At 36.9% G+C, this 15449-nt stretch carries 23 protein-coding genes; 21 read left to right on the top strand and 2 right to left on the bottom strand.

Features of this window, described 5'->3' with window-relative positions:
- The first annotated feature begins 75 nt into the window (after positions 1-75).
- The gene (locus N0B16_RS07095) at positions 76-2307 is read left to right on the top strand and encodes a zinc-dependent metalloprotease (protein ID WP_262990092.1); all 2232 of its coding nucleotides are present in this window, start codon (positions 76-78) and stop codon (positions 2305-2307) included.
- 65 nt (positions 2308-2372) lie between these two features.
- Here N0B16_RS07095 and N0B16_RS07090 read toward each other — a convergent pair whose 3' ends face one another.
- A complete protein-coding gene (locus N0B16_RS07090; RefSeq protein ID WP_262990090.1) occupies positions 2373-5075 on the bottom strand; it encodes a hypothetical protein in 2703 nt (900 codons plus the stop codon).
- Between the two features lie 38 nt (positions 5076-5113).
- Positions 5114-6124 carry a hypothetical protein gene (locus N0B16_RS07085; RefSeq protein WP_438265269.1) on the bottom strand — a complete coding sequence of 337 codons (1011 nt, stop codon included), beginning with the start codon at positions 6122-6124 and terminating at the stop codon, positions 5114-5116.
- Between the two features lie 298 nt (positions 6125-6422).
- Here N0B16_RS07085 and rplC point away from each other — a divergent pair, with 298 nt between their 5' ends.
- From rplC to rplO, 20 genes are all read left to right on the top strand, one after another.
- Complete coding sequence (gene rplC / locus N0B16_RS07080; RefSeq protein WP_262990088.1) at positions 6423-7049, top strand: 50S ribosomal protein L3; 627 nt, start codon at positions 6423-6425, stop codon at positions 7047-7049.
- Positions 7040-7669 carry a 50S ribosomal protein L4 gene (gene rplD / locus N0B16_RS07075; protein WP_262990086.1) on the top strand — a complete coding sequence of 210 codons (630 nt, stop codon included), beginning with the start codon at positions 7040-7042 and terminating at the stop codon, positions 7667-7669. The genes rplC and rplD overlap by 10 nt, the downstream gene beginning before the upstream one ends.
- 3 nt (positions 7670-7672) lie before the next feature.
- Positions 7673-7963 carry a 50S ribosomal protein L23 gene (gene rplW, locus N0B16_RS07070; RefSeq protein WP_047442263.1) on the top strand — a complete coding sequence of 97 codons (291 nt, stop codon included), beginning with the start codon at positions 7673-7675 and terminating at the stop codon, positions 7961-7963.
- 22 nt (positions 7964-7985) lie between these two features.
- Entirely contained in the window at positions 7986-8807 is an 822-nt protein-coding gene (gene rplB / locus N0B16_RS07065; RefSeq protein WP_262990084.1) for a 50S ribosomal protein L2, read from the top strand.
- A gap of 2 nt (positions 8808-8809) precedes the next feature.
- On the top strand, positions 8810-9088 hold the full coding sequence (rpsS, locus tag N0B16_RS07060; protein ID WP_034702850.1) for a 30S ribosomal protein S19: 279 nt from the start codon (positions 8810-8812) through the stop codon (positions 9086-9088).
- Positions 9089-9090: 2 nt separating this feature from the next.
- A complete protein-coding gene (rplV, locus tag N0B16_RS07055) occupies positions 9091-9489 on the top strand; it encodes a 50S ribosomal protein L22 (protein ID WP_050378486.1) in 399 nt (132 codons plus the stop codon).
- Positions 9490-9496: 7 nt separating this feature from the next.
- Positions 9497-10243: a 30S ribosomal protein S3 gene (gene rpsC / locus N0B16_RS07050; protein ID WP_262990081.1), complete on the top strand. Its 747-nt coding sequence runs from the start codon at positions 9497-9499 to the stop codon at positions 10241-10243.
- 78 nt (positions 10244-10321) lie between these two features.
- Positions 10322-10747, top strand: coding sequence for a 50S ribosomal protein L16 (gene rplP, locus N0B16_RS07045; RefSeq protein ID WP_050378488.1), 426 nt, complete (start codon positions 10322-10324; stop codon positions 10745-10747).
- A gap of 11 nt (positions 10748-10758) precedes the next feature.
- Positions 10759-10947 carry a 50S ribosomal protein L29 gene (rpmC, locus tag N0B16_RS07040; protein ID WP_262990080.1) on the top strand — a complete coding sequence of 63 codons (189 nt, stop codon included), beginning with the start codon at positions 10759-10761 and terminating at the stop codon, positions 10945-10947.
- 11 nt (positions 10948-10958) lie between these two features.
- On the top strand, positions 10959-11216 hold the full coding sequence (rpsQ, locus tag N0B16_RS07035; protein WP_053073319.1) for a 30S ribosomal protein S17: 258 nt from the start codon (positions 10959-10961) through the stop codon (positions 11214-11216).
- Positions 11216-11584: a 50S ribosomal protein L14 gene (rplN, locus tag N0B16_RS07030; protein WP_034684837.1), complete on the top strand. Its 369-nt coding sequence runs from the start codon at positions 11216-11218 to the stop codon at positions 11582-11584. The genes rpsQ and rplN overlap by 1 nt, the downstream gene beginning before the upstream one ends.
- A gap of 22 nt (positions 11585-11606) precedes the next feature.
- Positions 11607-11933: a 50S ribosomal protein L24 gene (rplX, locus tag N0B16_RS07025; RefSeq protein ID WP_262990079.1), complete on the top strand. Its 327-nt coding sequence runs from the start codon at positions 11607-11609 to the stop codon at positions 11931-11933.
- 13 nt (positions 11934-11946) lie between these two features.
- A complete protein-coding gene (rplE, locus tag N0B16_RS07020; RefSeq protein WP_129535107.1) occupies positions 11947-12498 on the top strand; it encodes a 50S ribosomal protein L5 in 552 nt (183 codons plus the stop codon).
- Between the two features lie 3 nt (positions 12499-12501).
- Positions 12502-12771: a 30S ribosomal protein S14 gene (gene rpsN / locus N0B16_RS07015; RefSeq protein ID WP_034712998.1), complete on the top strand. Its 270-nt coding sequence runs from the start codon at positions 12502-12504 to the stop codon at positions 12769-12771.
- Positions 12772-12914: 143 nt separating this feature from the next.
- Entirely contained in the window at positions 12915-13313 is a 399-nt protein-coding gene (gene rpsH / locus N0B16_RS07010) for a 30S ribosomal protein S8 (protein WP_262990078.1), read from the top strand.
- A gap of 17 nt (positions 13314-13330) precedes the next feature.
- Positions 13331-13876, top strand: a complete 546-nt coding sequence (gene rplF / locus N0B16_RS07005) for a 50S ribosomal protein L6 (protein ID WP_262990077.1) — start codon at positions 13331-13333, stop codon at positions 13874-13876.
- Positions 13877-13890: 14 nt separating this feature from the next.
- Entirely contained in the window at positions 13891-14244 is a 354-nt protein-coding gene (gene rplR / locus N0B16_RS07000) for a 50S ribosomal protein L18 (protein WP_262990076.1), read from the top strand.
- A gap of 18 nt (positions 14245-14262) precedes the next feature.
- Positions 14263-14784, top strand: a complete 522-nt coding sequence (gene rpsE / locus N0B16_RS06995; protein ID WP_262990075.1) for a 30S ribosomal protein S5 — start codon at positions 14263-14265, stop codon at positions 14782-14784.
- A 10-nt stretch (positions 14785-14794) separates the two neighbouring features.
- Positions 14795-14971: a 50S ribosomal protein L30 gene (rpmD, locus tag N0B16_RS06990; RefSeq protein WP_007839493.1), complete on the top strand. Its 177-nt coding sequence runs from the start codon at positions 14795-14797 to the stop codon at positions 14969-14971.
- A 19-nt stretch (positions 14972-14990) separates the two neighbouring features.
- Positions 14991-15440, top strand: coding sequence for a 50S ribosomal protein L15 (gene rplO, locus N0B16_RS06985; protein WP_262990074.1), 450 nt, complete (start codon positions 14991-14993; stop codon positions 15438-15440).
- Positions 15441-15449: the final 9 nt, after the last annotated feature.

The following is a 15449-nucleotide window of genomic DNA, read 5'->3' as shown; positions in this document are numbered from 1 at the left end:
TAAAATTTTAATAAATATGAATTTAGTGTAAATTATATTCAATTAATTACTAATTTTGAGCAATTAATTTTTAACATGAAAAGAAAGTTACCTTATTTATTATTTGCTCTTGCAGCCTCAACAGTTAATGCACAATGGAGCCAGACAAATAATACGAAAAAAATGATCAGAAAGAGTGATGATGCAGTATATTATAAACTCGATATCAATCAGATCAGAACACAGCTTGTAAATACCCAGAAATTCGGAAATAATGCGGCAACCGTTACCATTAAAGTTCCTACTTTAAATGGAAAAATCGAAAAATTTGCCGTAAACAGTTTTCCGGTAATTGATGAGGCTTTGGCCAATCAGTACAGTTTAGGGTCGTATGTAGGCGTAGGAATTGATGATCCTACAAAATATATCAGATTCAGTGTTGCACCGAATGATTTCCAATCTATGGTCATCAATAATGGTAAATATGAATTTATTGAGCCTGCTACAGCAGACAAATCAATTTATTCCATTCACGGGAAAACCGCTAAAAACGGTCATGCATTTACTTGCAGTACAAAAGAGAGTTCTGAATCTATTGCTAAAATGCAAAAGCTGATGGCAGAAGGTTCAGCCGCTAAATCAAGTGATAAAAAATACCATACACTCAGACTGGCAATGTCTGTTACAGGAGAATATACTGCTTATTTTGGGGGAATGGCCAATGCGCTTGCTCAGGTGAATGCCACTTTAACAAGAGTAAACGGAGTTTTTGAGCAGGAGTTTAATCTGCACCTTAATATGGTAAATGCTCCGAACCTTATTTTTACAGATGCAACTTCAGATCCTTACAGCAGTTCTGCCCAAATGTGTAAATGGAATTATGAATTGATGAATGCATTACACGGAGGAACTTTTGGGGTTACCGATGCGACTTTTGATATAGGACATTTATTTGGTGCTACAGGAGGAGGCGGTAATGCAGGATGTATAGGATGTATCGGAAGTGATGATACTGCTTTCTCGACCTATAATGATTGTGGATATACATACAATTCTCCGGATAATTACAAAGGAAGCGGAATCACTTCACCGTCAGATAATGTGCCGATGGGCGATAATTTTGATATTGATTATGTCGCTCACGAAATAGGGCATCAATTAGGCGATAACCATACCTATAGCTATAACGAAGGCACAGGAGTTTGCGTAGAGCCGGGATCAGGATCTACAATCATGGGTTATGCAGGAATTACAGGTGCTAATACAGATGTACAGCAACATTCAGATGCCTACTTCCACAGTGTAAGCATCGATCAGGTTCAGACAAATCTTGACGCTGTAACGGTAGATGTTGAAACTCCAATCGCAAATAACACTCCGGTTGTCGCACCAATGACGACTACGTATACCATTCCGAAATCAACTGCTTTTGTGTTGACTGCTTCTGCTACTGATCCGGATGGAGATGCACTGACATACAATTGGGAACAGGTAAATTCCAGTACCATTGCAAACGGTATCGGTAAGGCGGCAGGAACAGGTGACGGAGCTTCTGCTATTGGGAATACCACTTCAGGAGCAAGTTTCAGATCTTGGCCGGCAACAACAAGCCCGACAAGATATTTCCCTAAGTTATCTACTGTTTTAGGAGGTACGGTAAAAAATGTTGCTGATTTTGAAGCAGCATCCACTGTAGCAAGAACTACCACTTTCAGAGTTACCGTAAGAGACAATAAACCTGCAGGTCAGGCTCAGACTGCATATGCAACACAGACCATTGTGGTAGGTGCAGCGGCAGCATTTACCGTAAACACAACATCGCTTACTCCCAATACGAATTCTACCGTTGCATGGACGGTTTCCGGAACAACGGCTTCACCATACAATGTTGCCAATGTAAAAATTGATTATACTTTTGACGGTGGTGCAACCTGGACGGTTTTAGCAGCTTCAGTTTCCAATAGCGGTACTGCGAGTGTCTTTATTCCGGCAGCTTTGGCAGGTAAAAACGGACATTTGAGAGTTTCATCCATCGGGAATGTGTTTTATGCTGTAAAACAGGCAACCGTAAGTGCTTTGGCCGTTTCGGAATCAGGGGGTATCAAAGCAGGAGTACAGATTTATCCAAATCCTGCAGATGACATTATTAATGTTACCAATGTTTCAACATCTGCTTCTTACGAAATCTTCAGTGCTGCAGGACAACTGATTTCTAAAGGAACTTTAAATAACGGAAAAATCATTGTTAAAGATTTGATCAAAGGGGTTTACTTTATCAACATTGATAACGACGGAACAAATATTAAAACCAAGTTTGTTAAGAAATAATATTTTTAATATATACTTACAAAAAACCCTCTGACTTGTCAGAGGGTTTTTTGTATAAAACTGGATTATCTTTTCATAAAATAATCAAAATACGAACAGCTTCCCAAAAGAGTTCTCGCCGTTTCAGTATCAGAATATTGAGATTTTAGCTGCGTAAAATATATTCTGTATTTTTGATTTTTAAGATCGGATAACTTTTTCTGATAAGCATCATTCTTTTCAGACCATTGAGGATCATCATAATTGGTTTGCGGCTGGTTTTTAGCTTCGTATTGATAATATTTTCCCTGTTCGGCGCTTGCCATCTGAAAAAGTACCCTGGCTTTTTGTTCTCTGTCAGTAGAAAAATCAAGCGACTTTTTATAATACTGTAAAGCGAGATCAAAATTATCAGGTTCAATATAGGTGGTGTATGTAAAGTTTTTATAATAATACTGATAAGGAGTCTTCCTGTCGGTACTCCAGAAGTCATATTTTCCGCCGTTGCTGTTGTCAACATCCATCACAAAAAGCTGTCGGTAATAGCCTAAAATTGAAGTGTTGTACAATACATTTCCGATGAGCTGATTGGCTTCGGCTGCTTTCTGATCCTTTCCGTATCCTGTTTTTTTCAGCTGGATGAGCGCATCTGCCAGTTCAAGTTTGTTCATAGTCGCTTTAATGAAAGGAAACGCTGAATAACCTTCAGCTTTCATGCTTTCATTATCTGCACTGCCAAAACTTTCCCAGACATTATGCCCGAAAACCAGATCCGGAATATTGTGATATCCATCATAGTTTTGCCCGGTATAGACCAGTTTTTCATACTGTCCTGTTGTTGGATTATAGGTTTCATAATTATCACGCGGAATTCCGGAGAAATTCTGTGCTTTTTGATAATAAGATTTAGCCTTTTCAAAATCTGCCAGTCTCATGGCGCGGTCGCCGTAGATGACATTGAAAAACGCATCAATATTTCCTACATTATCCATGTTTTTGGCAATGATCTGCTGCTCAAATTGTGTTTTATCGGGCTTTCTGTAAAAATCTTCAACGCTTTTTACCAAGGTAGAGTTAGGATTGTACTGCAGATCAGAAAGTTTATTATTCATTAAGAAAGATTTTCCGTCTTCTCCCTGTAAAAAATAACGGTTTGCCAAGACATCCTTCAAAAATGATGCGGTAGATGGCGGAGTTCCATATTCATCATATTCTTCTTGGTTGGTACTATCTTTCTCTATTTTCTTTTCGATAAAATAATCAGCGTAGTCTTTTATCAGATGATCTTCATATTCTGCAGTAATTTTAGGTTGCGAAACAATATCATTTAGCACTTTCATCCTTTTTATTTCTTCAAGATATTCGGGATTAGTAGTTTTGATGTCTTCTAAAATTTCAGTACTTGCATCATAATCTTTCTTTAAAAATTTTAAGTACGCATCTGCAATCTGCCAATATTCATCGTCAGATTTTTCTTTGGTTTTTTCAGTAAATTGCTCCAGATCGTTTAGAAAGTCTTTTTGATTTTCATTATCTGAATAATAGTTTGGATTTTTTGTGTAAAAAGGGATTCTGTTTGGGTTTTCCAGCAACTCATCATCGCTCTGGCTGCTTTGATCTCCTTGCTTAGCTTTGTCTGATTTTGAACTGAAAAGGTTTTTAAAAAACCGCACAATTTTTTGCCAGAAACTGAGTTCTTTCGGCTTGGCTTCGGGAGCTACAGAAGTGGTTTCAGATTTTTCTTTTATCGTATTATCCGCATCTTTTGACTCATAATAATAAGTAGGAAGATAGCTTCTTTCCAGCTCATTGATGCTTCTTGCTGCCATGACTTTCAGGATTTCCGATTTAGGATCAATGTCATACATTTTTTCCATCATGGGAATCGGATTTGTGAAATCTTCATATCCAAGAAGAAAATAAGCCATATTCTTTTCATCATTCGTGGCTGATCGTTTCAGAATATTGTTGAAAGAAGCACTATCCGAAAGTTTCATAGATACAAAAGCAGACTCTTTTCTGCTTTTGCTGTTTTTAAATACCTGAAAAAAGTTCCAGTTGGCTTCGCTGCTCATATCCAAACCTCGTTGCGCGCCCGCCAATTGATCCAGTGCCATATAATATGCAGCGCCTTTCAGGGAAATAGGCTGAACATACGTTTTAAAAGCCTGAAGCGCGGCATCATAGTTTCTGGTATAATGATTGAAACGCACCAGCTGGAAACCATAGCGTTGTTTGATTTCCGGGTTTTTGGCGGCGTTGTATAAGGACGTTAATGCAGAAACTGTTTTATTGTAATCTAATTGTGTCGCATTTTTGTCATTTTCGTTTTCCCTGTAATAAAAAGAATCGGCCGTTTCCACATAATTGATTTTCATGTAAGGCTCAAGATATTTTGCCTCAATGAGATAATCGATCCCCTCACGGTATTTTTGGTAAGATCCAGAACCTAATTTTTTTAATAGGGATGTATTGCCGTTTCCCTTTTTAAAATCATTGAGATCATTGATTGATAATTTATTGACCAAAAAGTAAGTCTCAGAATAATTCAGCTTATTGTTAAAAAATTTTCTCCACGAATCGATATTCTCGTCGGGAATCTGAAATGTTTTATAGTCAGTATAAAATCTTGAACCGTAATTATGAAGAAACGGCAGGTAAGATTTATCTTTAATGATGCTTTGTGTAAAAAGATTAAAGTAATCATAATCAGGATCTGCCCATGCGCAAGCTTCTGCATTGGTGTACAAAAGCGCAGCAGCGGCAATTGAAAGAATATACTTTTTCATATTGTTTAGTTTTGGATAATGGTGTCGGGATAGCGGTATTAAAAATAATTAAAATTTCGTCCTTCCACAAATTTATGGTCTAATTGATAATATATAATGCTGTAATGATCCATTTTTGTGTCTAAGAATTGTAGTGCTTCCCGCAGCTGCTCTGCAGATATTTCTTCAATCTTTATTTTAAAACCTTTATTTAGAAAGTTCCCAAAATAAAAGCCATCTTTAAGAATGAGAATTTCATGGTCTGAGATTTTCCTGAAATCAGGATTTTTGAGATCTTTTTCAGATAATGCATTGATCAGTTTATGCTTTCCCAGATGGTTGGTGACGATTCCCCAGGAATAAATGGGCAATGCAACTTCTATATTTTGGATAGGATAGGTTTCTAATCCGGACAAATAACTTTTCATAACATTAAGATCAAGAATAGAATTATGACCTGAATTTTCCAGAGGCGAAGAAGTAGAATAGCACATAAGATATACTTTTTTTACCGGTGGAATTCCCATGAGGTTTTTATCTTTTACCTGATGAAGCCGCAAGGTACAGGAGACCTCCTTTCCGGATATTTTCTGCAGCTTTTTTAAAAATGCAAAGTAATCGTCTTTCGTCCCAGAATTCCAATCACAGTCAATTTGTATTTCATTATTAGTTTTGAGATGATACTCATTAGTTTTTTTACTGATGAGTTTATAAATGCTTTTGGCAAGAAAATCAATTTCGTTTGCTTTGATGTGAAGAAAAGTCTGGTTGGTGACAAAAACGGTTGGAACGATCTGTTTTTGTGTGGTGAAATTTTTGTCTTTGGTAAGTACCGCAACCGGCTGAAATTTTCCGCCTACTTTATCGATATCGAAAAAGCGGATATATAAATACGGTGAGGTAGATCGGGAAAGCGTTTTTCTTTCGGTTTCGTCAAGGCGGAGATTGGTTTTCCAATAATAAAAAGTATACGGATGTTTTTCCTGTTTTTTGCAAGAGATGAGGAGCAACAGAAAAATGAAGAACGGAAAGATTTTCATTGATAAATTGTTTTCAGAGGTAGATTTCATTTCTGTTTAAATTGATTTTCGTTCAATCAAATTTTACATACGATGACAAGTAGGGTTGTTTTTCTTATTATCAAAAATAGAAATAATATGACGAAACGGCTTCCGAAATTTTACCGAATCTGCTAAACGGTTAAAAATCAAAATATTTTGCAGTAAACATTTGTCATTTTGAAAATTATTCATACATTTGCACACTCATTTTAGGAAAGAAGTATGCCTAATTCAAACTTAGAAATTACTCATGATATTTTAAAATGAAATTCAATACAAGAAAATTTTATAACATATTATATAAATAATGTCAGGTATTATTGGTAAAAAAATCGGTATGACATCTTTGTTTAACGAAGACGGGAAAAACATTCCTTGTACAGTTATTCAAGCAGGTCCTTGCTCGGTTTTACAGGTCAGAACCATTGAAAACGACGGATACAAATCTGTTCAGTTAGGTTTCGATGACAAGAGTGAAAAGAACGTTGGTAAAGCGTTAGCCGGCCATTTCAAAAAGGCTGGTTCTGCTCCTAAAGCTAAGTTGGTAGAATTCTACAGAGAATTCGTTGATACGGTAAGCGTAGGAGATGAAGTAAAAGTAAACTTATTTGCTGAAGGTGAATTTGTTGACGTAACAGGGACTTCTAAAGGTAAAGGTTTCCAGGGTGTTGTTAAAAGACACGGCTTTGGAGGTGTAATGCAAGCCACTCACGGTCAGCACAACAGATTAAGAGCTCCAGGTTCTATCGGTGCGGGATCGGATCCTTCAAGAGTATTCAAAGGAATGAGAATGGCGGGTAGAATGGGAGGTAAGCAGGTAACTGTACAAAACCTTCAGGTATTAAAAGTGGATCAAGAACAAAATCTTTTAGTAGTAAAAGGTGCTGTTCCGGGAGCTAAAAATTCTTATGTAATTATCAGAAAATGGAACTAGTAGTATTAAATACATCAGGAAAAGAAACCGGAAAAAAAGTAACTCTAGACGAATCTGTATTCGGTATTGAGCCAAATAAGCACGCGGTTTACTTAGAAGTAAAACAGTACCTTGCCGCTCAGAGACAAGGAACTCATAAATCAAAAGAAAGAAGCGAAATTACCGCTTCTACGAAAAAACTTAAGAAGCAAAAAGGATCTGGATCTGCAAGATACGGTGATATTAAATCTCCAACGTTCAGAGGTGGAGGTAGAGTATTCGGTCCGAAACCAAGAGACTACAGGTTCAAATTGAACAAAGCGCTTAAGAGATTAGCAAAAAAATCTGTTCTTTCTCAGAAAATGAAAGACAACAGCATTAGAATTGTAGAAGGTTTGAGCATTGCTGCTCCTAAAACTAAAGATTTCATCACGATCTTAAATGCATTGGCATTGAACGATAAGAAGTCTTTATTCATCCTTCCTGATACAAACAAGAATGTATATTTATCTTCAAGAAACTTACCGAAGACTAAAGTGATGAAATTCAACGAAATTTCTTCTTATGACTTAATCAACGCAGGTGAGATCGTTTTCTTAGAAGGTGCCGTAGAAAAATTCCAGGAAAATTTAAAGAAATAAATCATGTCACTAATTATTAAACCCGTTATTTCAGAAAAAGCAAACTATCTTACAGATTTAAGAGGGGCTTATTCTTTCTTAGTACAACCTAAGGCGAATAAAATCCAGATTAAAAATGCGATAGAGCAGGCTTATGGTGTGAAAGTAGCAGACGTTAGAACCATGATTTATGCGCCTAAAGTTTCTTCAAAATACACTAAAAAAGGTCTTCAAGTAGGAAAGACAAACAAATTGAAAAAGGCGGTTATCACTCTTGCTGAAGGAGAAGTAATCGACATTTTTGCTGTAAATTAATTATTAATTATAAATAATAGTAATGTCTGTTAGAAAATTAAAACCTATCACCCCAGGACAGAGATTCAGAATTGTAAACAATTTTGAGGAAATTACTACCAACAAACCAGAGAAATCTCTAACCGTTGGTATTAGTAAGTCAGGTGGACGTAACCAAACTGGTAAAATGACCATGCGTTACACCGGAGGTGGACACAAAAAGAAATACAGAATTATCGACTTCAAAAGAAACAAACATGATGTTGAAGCAACGGTAAAAACTGTAGAATATGATCCGAACAGAACTGCTTTCATCGCTTTAGTAGAGTATGCAGACGGAGAGAAGAGATACATCATCGCTCCAAACGGAATCAAAGTTGATCAAAAAATTATTTCTGGTGAAAGCGTAGAGCCGAACGTAGGAAACGCAATGAAATTGAAAAACATTCCATTGGGTACTGTAATTTCTTGTGTTGAAATGAAACCTGGTCAAGGGGCGATTTTAGCAAGAAGCGCAGGTTCTTCAGCGCAGTTAACGTCAAGAGACGGAAAATATGCGATCATCAAATTGCCTTCAGGAGAATCCAGAATGATCCTTACTGAATGTTATGCAATGATCGGATCGGTTTCCAACTCAGATCACCAATTAACAGTATCTGGTAAAGCAGGTAGAAGCAGATGGTTAGGAAGAAGACCTAGAACAAGACCAGTAGTAATGAACCCTGTAGATCACCCAATGGGAGGTGGTGAAGGTCGTTCTTCTGGAGGTCACCCAAGATCTAGAAACGGTATGCCGGCTAAAGGATACAAAACCAGAAAGAAAAATAAAGCGTCTAACCGTCATATCATATCTAAAAGAAAATAATTATGGCAAGATCACTTAAAAAAGGACCATTCATTCATCATACTTTAGATAAGAAGGTTCAGACAAACATAGAGTCTGGTAAGAAGACAGTTATCAAAACTTGGTCTAGAGCATCGATGATCTCTCCGGACTTCGTAGGACAAACTATCGCTGTACACAACGGGAAATCATTTATCCCGGTTTACGTTACAGAAAACATGGTAGGTCACAAGTTAGGCGAATTTTCTCCAACAAGATCTTTCAGAGGTCATGGTGGTAATAAAAACAAAGGAAGTAGATAATCATGGGATCAAGAAAAAGAGAAAGTGCATTAGCACGTAAATTAACAAATCAAGATGTAGTAAAAGCATTACATAACGATTGCCCTTCTTCTCCGAGAAAGATGAGATTAGTTGCTGATATCATCAGAGGGGTAGAAGTTGACAAAGCTTTAAGCATCCTTAAATATTCAAAGAAAGACGCTTCAAACAAATTAGAGAAAGTATTGCTTTCTGCGATGGCCAACTGGCAGTCAAAGAACGAAGGTGCTGATATCGAAGAAGCGAATCTTATCGTTAAAGAAATTTTTGTAGACAGTGCAAGACAATTGAAGAGACTGAGACCGGCTCCGCAAGGTAGAGGGTACAGAATCAGAAAAAGATCAAACCACATTACACTCATCTTAGGTACAAAAGAAAATTAATCAAGGTATGGGACAGAAGACAAATCCAATTGGTAACAGATTAGGAATCATCAGAGGATGGGATTCTAACTGGTTTGGCGGAAACGATTATGGAGACAGAATCGCTGAAGACTACAAAATCAGAAGATACCTTGAAGCAAGACTATCTAAAGGAGGTATTTCAAAAATTTATATTGAAAGAACTTTAAAATTAGTTACAGTAACTATTACGACCGCTAGACCGGGATTAATCATCGGTAAAGGAGGTCAGGAAGTTGACAAGTTAAAAGAAGAATTGAAGAAACTTACAAAAAAGGATATTCAAATCAATATTTTCGAAATCAAAAGACCTGAGCTTGACGCCGTATTAGTTGCAGACAGCATTGCAAAGCAGATCGAAAACCGTATTTCTTACAGAAGAGCTGTAAAAATGGCGATCGCTTCTACCATGAGAATGGGTGCAGAAGGGATCAAAGTTCAGATCTCCGGTAGATTAAACGGTGCTGAAATGGCAAGATCTGAGTCTTTCAAAGACGGAAGAATTCCATTGTCAACTTTCAGAGCAGATATCGATTATCATATCGGTGAAGCATTAACTCAATACGGTAAGTTAGGAGTTAAAGTTTGGATCATGAAAGGAGAAGTATACGGTAGAAGAGATCTTTCTCCATTGGTAGGACAGCAGAAGAAAGGTGGTCCTTCAGGTGGTGGAAACAATAACAGAGGAGGAGACAGAGATAACAGAAGACCTTCAAGAGATAAAAAAAATAATTAATAAAATTTTAGAGGATAGTTTTTAAATGACCGTTACTTTTTTAAAATCTAAATTCTAAAATCTAAAATTTAAGAAATTATGTTACAACCAAAAAGAACCAAATTCCGTAGAGTTCATAAGATGAAGATGAAGGGGATTGCTCAGAGAGGTAATCAACTCGCTTACGGAACTTTCGGAATCAAAGCTACAGAAGGTGCTTGGATTACTGCTAGACAGATCGAAGCTGCTCGTATCGCTGCGACAAGATATATGAAAAGAGAAGGTCAGCTATGGATCAAAATATTCCCGGATAAGCCGATTACCAAAAAACCAGCCGAAGTAAGGATGGGTAAAGGTAAAGGTGCTGTAGAATATTGGGTAGCTGTAGTAAAACCAGGTAAAATTATGTTCGAAGTCGGAGGAGTATCTTACGAGATCGCTAAAGAAGCTTTAAGACTTGCTGCACAGAAATTACCGGTAGTGACCAAATTTGTAGTCGCAAACGATTTTGTTAAACCTCTTTAATCTCTGAAACAATGAAAAAAGCTGAAATTAAAAATCTAAGCGCTGAAGATATTCAGGCAAAATTGGCTGAGGCTAAAGCTGAATTCACCAAAATGAAATTGGCTCACAAAATCAGTCCGCTTGAAAATCCAATCCAAATCAGAGATTTGAGAAAGACAATCGCAAGACTACACACAGAGTTAACCACTAAACAACAATAAGATTTTCATACATTATGGAAAGAAACTTAAGAAAAGAAAGAATCGGAATAGTTTCCAGCAATAAAATGGAAAAGACCATTGTTGTAAGTGAGACGACCAGAGTGAAACACCCGATGTACGGTAAATTCGTATTAAAAACGAAAAAATATACCGCACACGACGAAAACAACGAATGCACGGAAGGTGATACAGTTCTTATCCAAGAAACGAGACCTTTAAGCAAGAGTAAAAGATGGAGATTAGTAAGAATCATTGAAAAAGCTAAGTAATGTTACAAACAGAATCAAGATTAAAAGTTGCTGATAACACAGGTGCTAAAGAAGTACTGGTAATCAGAGTTCTGGGTGGTACCAGAAGAAGATATGCTTCAGTGGGTGATAAAATCGTAGTTACTATTAAAGATTCTACACCATCAGGAAACGCAAAAAAAGGTCAGGTATCTAAAGCGGTAGTGGTAAGAACTAAAAAAGCAGTAAGAAGAAAAGATGGTTCATACATCAAATTCGAAGACAATGCTTGTGTTCTTCTAAACGCTGGAGGAGAAATGAGAGGAACCCGTGTTTTCGGACCGGTTGCTCGTGAGTTGAGAGACAAAGAATATATGAAAATCATTTCATTAGCTCCTGAAGTACTTTAATTTTTAAAATTTTTATAAGAAAATGTCAAAGTTAAAAATAAAAAGAGGAGATAACGTCATCATTACCACTGGTAAAAAAGAAATCAAAGGTAAAACCGGTGAAGTTATTGAGGTGATCAAAAAAGAAGGAAAAGACCCTAGAGTAATCGTTGCAGGACTTAACATCGTTAAAAAACACGTTAAACCTTCAGCTTCAAATCCTCAAGGAGGAATTACAGAAAAGGAAGCTTCTATTCATATCTCAAATATAGCTTTAGTTGGTAAAGACGGAAAAGCTATCAAAATCGGTTATAAAATCGACGGAGATAAGAAAGTAAGAATCGACAAAAAAACGGGTGAAACTTTATAATTTTAAACAACACATGGAATATATCGCAAGACCCAAAAAAGCATATCACGAAACCATTGTTCCAGCAATGATGGAAGAATTCGGATACAAATCAGTAATGCAGGTACCAAGACTTGAGAAAATTATCTTATCTCAAGGTTTAGGAGACGCTACTGCTGATAAAAAAATCATTGATTATGCTGTTGAAGAACTTACAAATATTACCGGGCAAAAAGCCGTAGGTACTATTTCAAAAAAGGATGAAGCTGCTTTCAAATTAAGAAAAGGGATGCCTGTAGGTGCTAAAGTAACGCTTAGAGCTCAGAAAATGTACGAATTCTTAGATAGATTGACTTCTTCTGCTTTGCCACGTATTAGAGATTTTTCTGGAATCAAGGCAGATGGTTTCGACGGAAGAGGTAATTATAACTTAGGTATTACTGAGCAAATTATCTTCCCGGAAATCGTAATCGATAAAGTAAAGAAAATCCAAGGGATGGACATTACTTTTGTAACGACTGCAAAAACAGATAAAGAAGCTAAAGCATTATTAACTCACTTCGGTTTACCTTTCAAAAAGAACTAAGAAATGGCTAAAGAATCAATGAAAGCGCGTGAGCGCAAAAGAGAAGCTACTGTAGCTAAATACGCTGAAAAAAGAAAAGCGTTGAAAGAAGCTGGTGATTACGAAGGACTTCAGAAATTACCAAAAAATGCTTCTCCTGTAAGATTACACAACAGATGTAAACTGACAGGAAGACCAAGAGGGTACATGAGAACTTTCGGTCTTTCAAGAGTAACTTTCAGAGAAATGGCCAACAACGGTCTTATCCCGGGAGTGAAAAAAGCCAGTTGGTAATCACTACAATTAGAACACAGGACAATTAAGTTGTCTGGAAACTAAAGAAAAAAATATCAGACCGAAGTTTTCTGAAGTCTGATATTTTAATCTTCAAGTCCTTTCAATACTGATTGTCTTTAACCAATAATTTATAAAGAAAAATGGTAACAGATCCAATTTCAGATTTCCTAACTAGAGTAAGGAACGCACAAAGCGCAGGCCACAAAGTGGTGGAAATTCCTGCATCAAAAATCAAAAAGGAGATTACTAAGATCTTATTCGATCAGGGGTATATCTTAAACTACAAGTTTGAAGATAACGCTGTTCAGGGTTTGATCAAAATCGCTTTAAAGTACGACAAACAAACCAGCAAACCGGCTATTAAGTCTATTCAAAGAGCTTCAAGACCAGGTTTGAGACAGTACAAAGGTTCTACAGAACTTCCAAGAGTACTAAACGGTTTGGGTATTTCTATCATCTCTACTTCTAAAGGAGTAATGACTGACAAGAAAGCTAGAGAGGAAAAAGTAGGCGGTGAAGTAATCTGCTATGTTTATTAATTTTTAATCAAAGGAAAATGTCAAGAATTGGTAAAGCAATTATAACAGTTCCCGCTGGAATTACGATCACCCAAAATGAAGGGGTCGTAACTGTGAAAGGCCCGAAAGGACAACTTACGCAGGAGCTTACAGAAGGAATTACTTTAGAACAACAAGACGGTGTGCTTACATTCAACAGACCATCTGATTCTAAACAACACAGAGCGCTTCACGGTTTATACCGAGCGTTGATCAATAACATGATTGTAGGAACTACTGAAGGGTTCACAAAACAATTAGAACTGGTAGGGGTAGGATACAGAGCTTCACATTCAGGTCAAAAACTTGAATTGGCTTTAGGATTCTCTCACGGTATCGTATTAGAACTTCCAAAAGAAGTGACAATCGACACATTGACTGAAAAAGGTAAAAACCCAATTATTACTTTAACGTCTTACGACAAGCAACTTCTTGGAATGGTAGCGGCAAAGATCCGTTCATTCAGAAAGCCTGAGCCGTACAAAGGAAAAGGTGTGAGATTCGTTGGTGAAAATGTTAGACGTAAAGCTGGTAAATCTGCTTAATAAATTTTAAGAAAATGGCACTAAGTAAATTAGAAAAAAGAATAAGAATAAAAAGAAGAGTAAGAGGAAAAATCTCCGGATCTTCTGAATTGCCAAGATTATCTGTATACAAGAGTAATAAGGAAATTTACGCTCAGTTAATCGACGATAAAGATGGTAAAACTTTAGTAGCGGCTTCTTCCAGAGAGAAAGGAGTTGATGCTAACGGAACCAAGATTGAAGTTTCTGCCGCTGTTGGTAAAGCAATCGCTGCCAAAGCAATCGCTGCAGGAATCGAAGCTATTGTATTTGATAGAAACGGATTCGTATACCACGGAAGAGTAAAAGCTCTTGCGGATGGTGCGAGAGAAGGAGGACTTAAATTCTAATCATTAAATTTCGGAAATATGTTAGGACTAGATAATATAGAAAGAGTAAAACCGGGAGGATTAGAACTTAAAGATCGTCTCGTATCCGTAAACAGGGTAACAAAAGTAACCAAAGGAGGTAGAGCGTTCGGATTTTCTGCAATTGTTGTTGTAGGAGACGAAAACGGAACCATCGGTTTTGGTTTAGGAAAATCAAAAGAGGTAGCTTCTGCAATTGCCAAAGCAGTTGAAGATGCTAAGAAAAACCTTGTGAAAGTTCCTGTAATGAATCACACAATTCCTCACCAGACTGCTGCTAGATACGGTGGTGCAGATATCTTCTTGAGACCTGCTTCTCACGGTACGGGTCTTATCGCCGGTGGTGCGGTAAGAGCGGTATTGGAATCAGCTGGTATTCACGATATCCTTTCAAAATCTAAAGGATCTTCAAACCCTCACAATGTGGTAAAGGCAACTTTCAAAGCATTGTTAGACATCAGAAGACCGGAAGAGATTGCAAGAATGAGAGGAGTTTCTCTAAGTAAAGTGTTTAACGGTTAATACATAAACAATGGCAACAATTAAAGTAAAACAAGTAAGAAGCGCTATTGGTAGAACAAAAACCCAAAAGAGAACGCTTGAAGCATTAGGATTTAAGAAACTTCACCAAGTTGTAGAGCACGAAGCTACTCCTTCTATTTTAGGAATGATAGCTGCAGTTAGTCATTTACTTGAAGTTCAAAAATAATTTTTAAAATAATTTTAAAATGAATTTAAACAACATAAGACCTGCTGCAGGTTCTACATTTAGTTCAAAAAGAATTGGTAGAGGACAAGGTAGTGGAAGAGGAGGTACTGCAACCAAAGGACATAAAGGTCAGAAAGCAAGAGCGGGTTATTCTCAGAAGATCGGTTTTGAAGGAGGTCAGATGCCTTTACAGAGAAGACTTCCTAAATTTGGTTTCAAAAACGTAAACAGAAAAGAATTTAGAGCAATAAACCTTGATGATATTCAGATCATGATTGATAACAAATCAGTTACAGGAGATATCACCAAAGAAGTTTTGGTACAAAACGGTTTAGCGACTAAAAACGAATTAGTGAAAATTATGGGTAGAGGAGAATTGAAATCTGCGGTTTCAATCTCTGCCGACAAATTCACTAAATCTGCTGAAGAACTTATTTCTAAAGCAGGTGGTAAAGCAATTACTTTATAATAATTACGA

It is taken from the genome of Chryseobacterium gilvum (assembly GCF_025628965.1).
In the GTDB taxonomy this organism is placed as follows: domain Bacteria; phylum Bacteroidota; class Bacteroidia; order Flavobacteriales; family Weeksellaceae; genus Chryseobacterium; species Chryseobacterium gilvum.
This window is presented reverse-complemented; position numbering and strand designations above follow the sequence as displayed.

Bases quoted from the DNA above. Each gene is read 5' to 3' on its own strand.
- N0B16_RS07095 (WP_262990092.1), top strand. From the start codon at position 76: ATGAAAAGAAAGTTACCTTATTTATTATTTGCTCTTGCAGCCTCAACA.
- N0B16_RS07090 (WP_262990090.1), bottom strand. From the start codon at position 5,075: ATGAAAAAGTATATTCTTTCAATTGCCGCTGCTGCGCTTTTGTACACC.
- N0B16_RS07085 (WP_438265269.1), bottom strand. From the start codon at position 6,124: ATGAAATCTACCTCTGAAAACAATTTATCAATGAAAATCTTTCCGTTC.
- rplC (WP_262990088.1), top strand. From the start codon at position 6,423: ATGTCAGGTATTATTGGTAAAAAAATCGGTATGACATCTTTGTTTAAC.
- rplD (WP_262990086.1), top strand. From the start codon at position 7,040: ATGGAACTAGTAGTATTAAATACATCAGGAAAAGAAACCGGAAAAAAA.
- rplW (WP_047442263.1), top strand. From the start codon at position 7,673: ATGTCACTAATTATTAAACCCGTTATTTCAGAAAAAGCAAACTATCTT.
- rplB (WP_262990084.1), top strand. From the start codon at position 7,986: ATGTCTGTTAGAAAATTAAAACCTATCACCCCAGGACAGAGATTCAGA.
- rpsS (WP_034702850.1), top strand. From the start codon at position 8,810: ATGGCAAGATCACTTAAAAAAGGACCATTCATTCATCATACTTTAGAT.
- rplV (WP_050378486.1), top strand. From the start codon at position 9,091: ATGGGATCAAGAAAAAGAGAAAGTGCATTAGCACGTAAATTAACAAAT.
- rpsC (WP_262990081.1), top strand. From the start codon at position 9,497: ATGGGACAGAAGACAAATCCAATTGGTAACAGATTAGGAATCATCAGA.
- rplP (WP_050378488.1), top strand. From the start codon at position 10,322: ATGTTACAACCAAAAAGAACCAAATTCCGTAGAGTTCATAAGATGAAG.
- rpmC (WP_262990080.1), top strand. From the start codon at position 10,759: ATGAAAAAAGCTGAAATTAAAAATCTAAGCGCTGAAGATATTCAGGCA.
- rplN (WP_034684837.1), top strand. From the start codon at position 11,216: ATGTTACAAACAGAATCAAGATTAAAAGTTGCTGATAACACAGGTGCT.
- rplX (WP_262990079.1), top strand. From the start codon at position 11,607: ATGTCAAAGTTAAAAATAAAAAGAGGAGATAACGTCATCATTACCACT.
- rplE (WP_129535107.1), top strand. From the start codon at position 11,947: ATGGAATATATCGCAAGACCCAAAAAAGCATATCACGAAACCATTGTT.
- rpsN (WP_034712998.1), top strand. From the start codon at position 12,502: ATGGCTAAAGAATCAATGAAAGCGCGTGAGCGCAAAAGAGAAGCTACT.
- rpsH (WP_262990078.1), top strand. From the start codon at position 12,915: ATGGTAACAGATCCAATTTCAGATTTCCTAACTAGAGTAAGGAACGCA.
- rplF (WP_262990077.1), top strand. From the start codon at position 13,331: ATGTCAAGAATTGGTAAAGCAATTATAACAGTTCCCGCTGGAATTACG.
- rplR (WP_262990076.1), top strand. From the start codon at position 13,891: ATGGCACTAAGTAAATTAGAAAAAAGAATAAGAATAAAAAGAAGAGTA.
- rpsE (WP_262990075.1), top strand. From the start codon at position 14,263: ATGTTAGGACTAGATAATATAGAAAGAGTAAAACCGGGAGGATTAGAA.
- rpmD (WP_007839493.1), top strand. From the start codon at position 14,795: ATGGCAACAATTAAAGTAAAACAAGTAAGAAGCGCTATTGGTAGAACA.
- rplO (WP_262990074.1), top strand. From the start codon at position 14,991: ATGAATTTAAACAACATAAGACCTGCTGCAGGTTCTACATTTAGTTCA.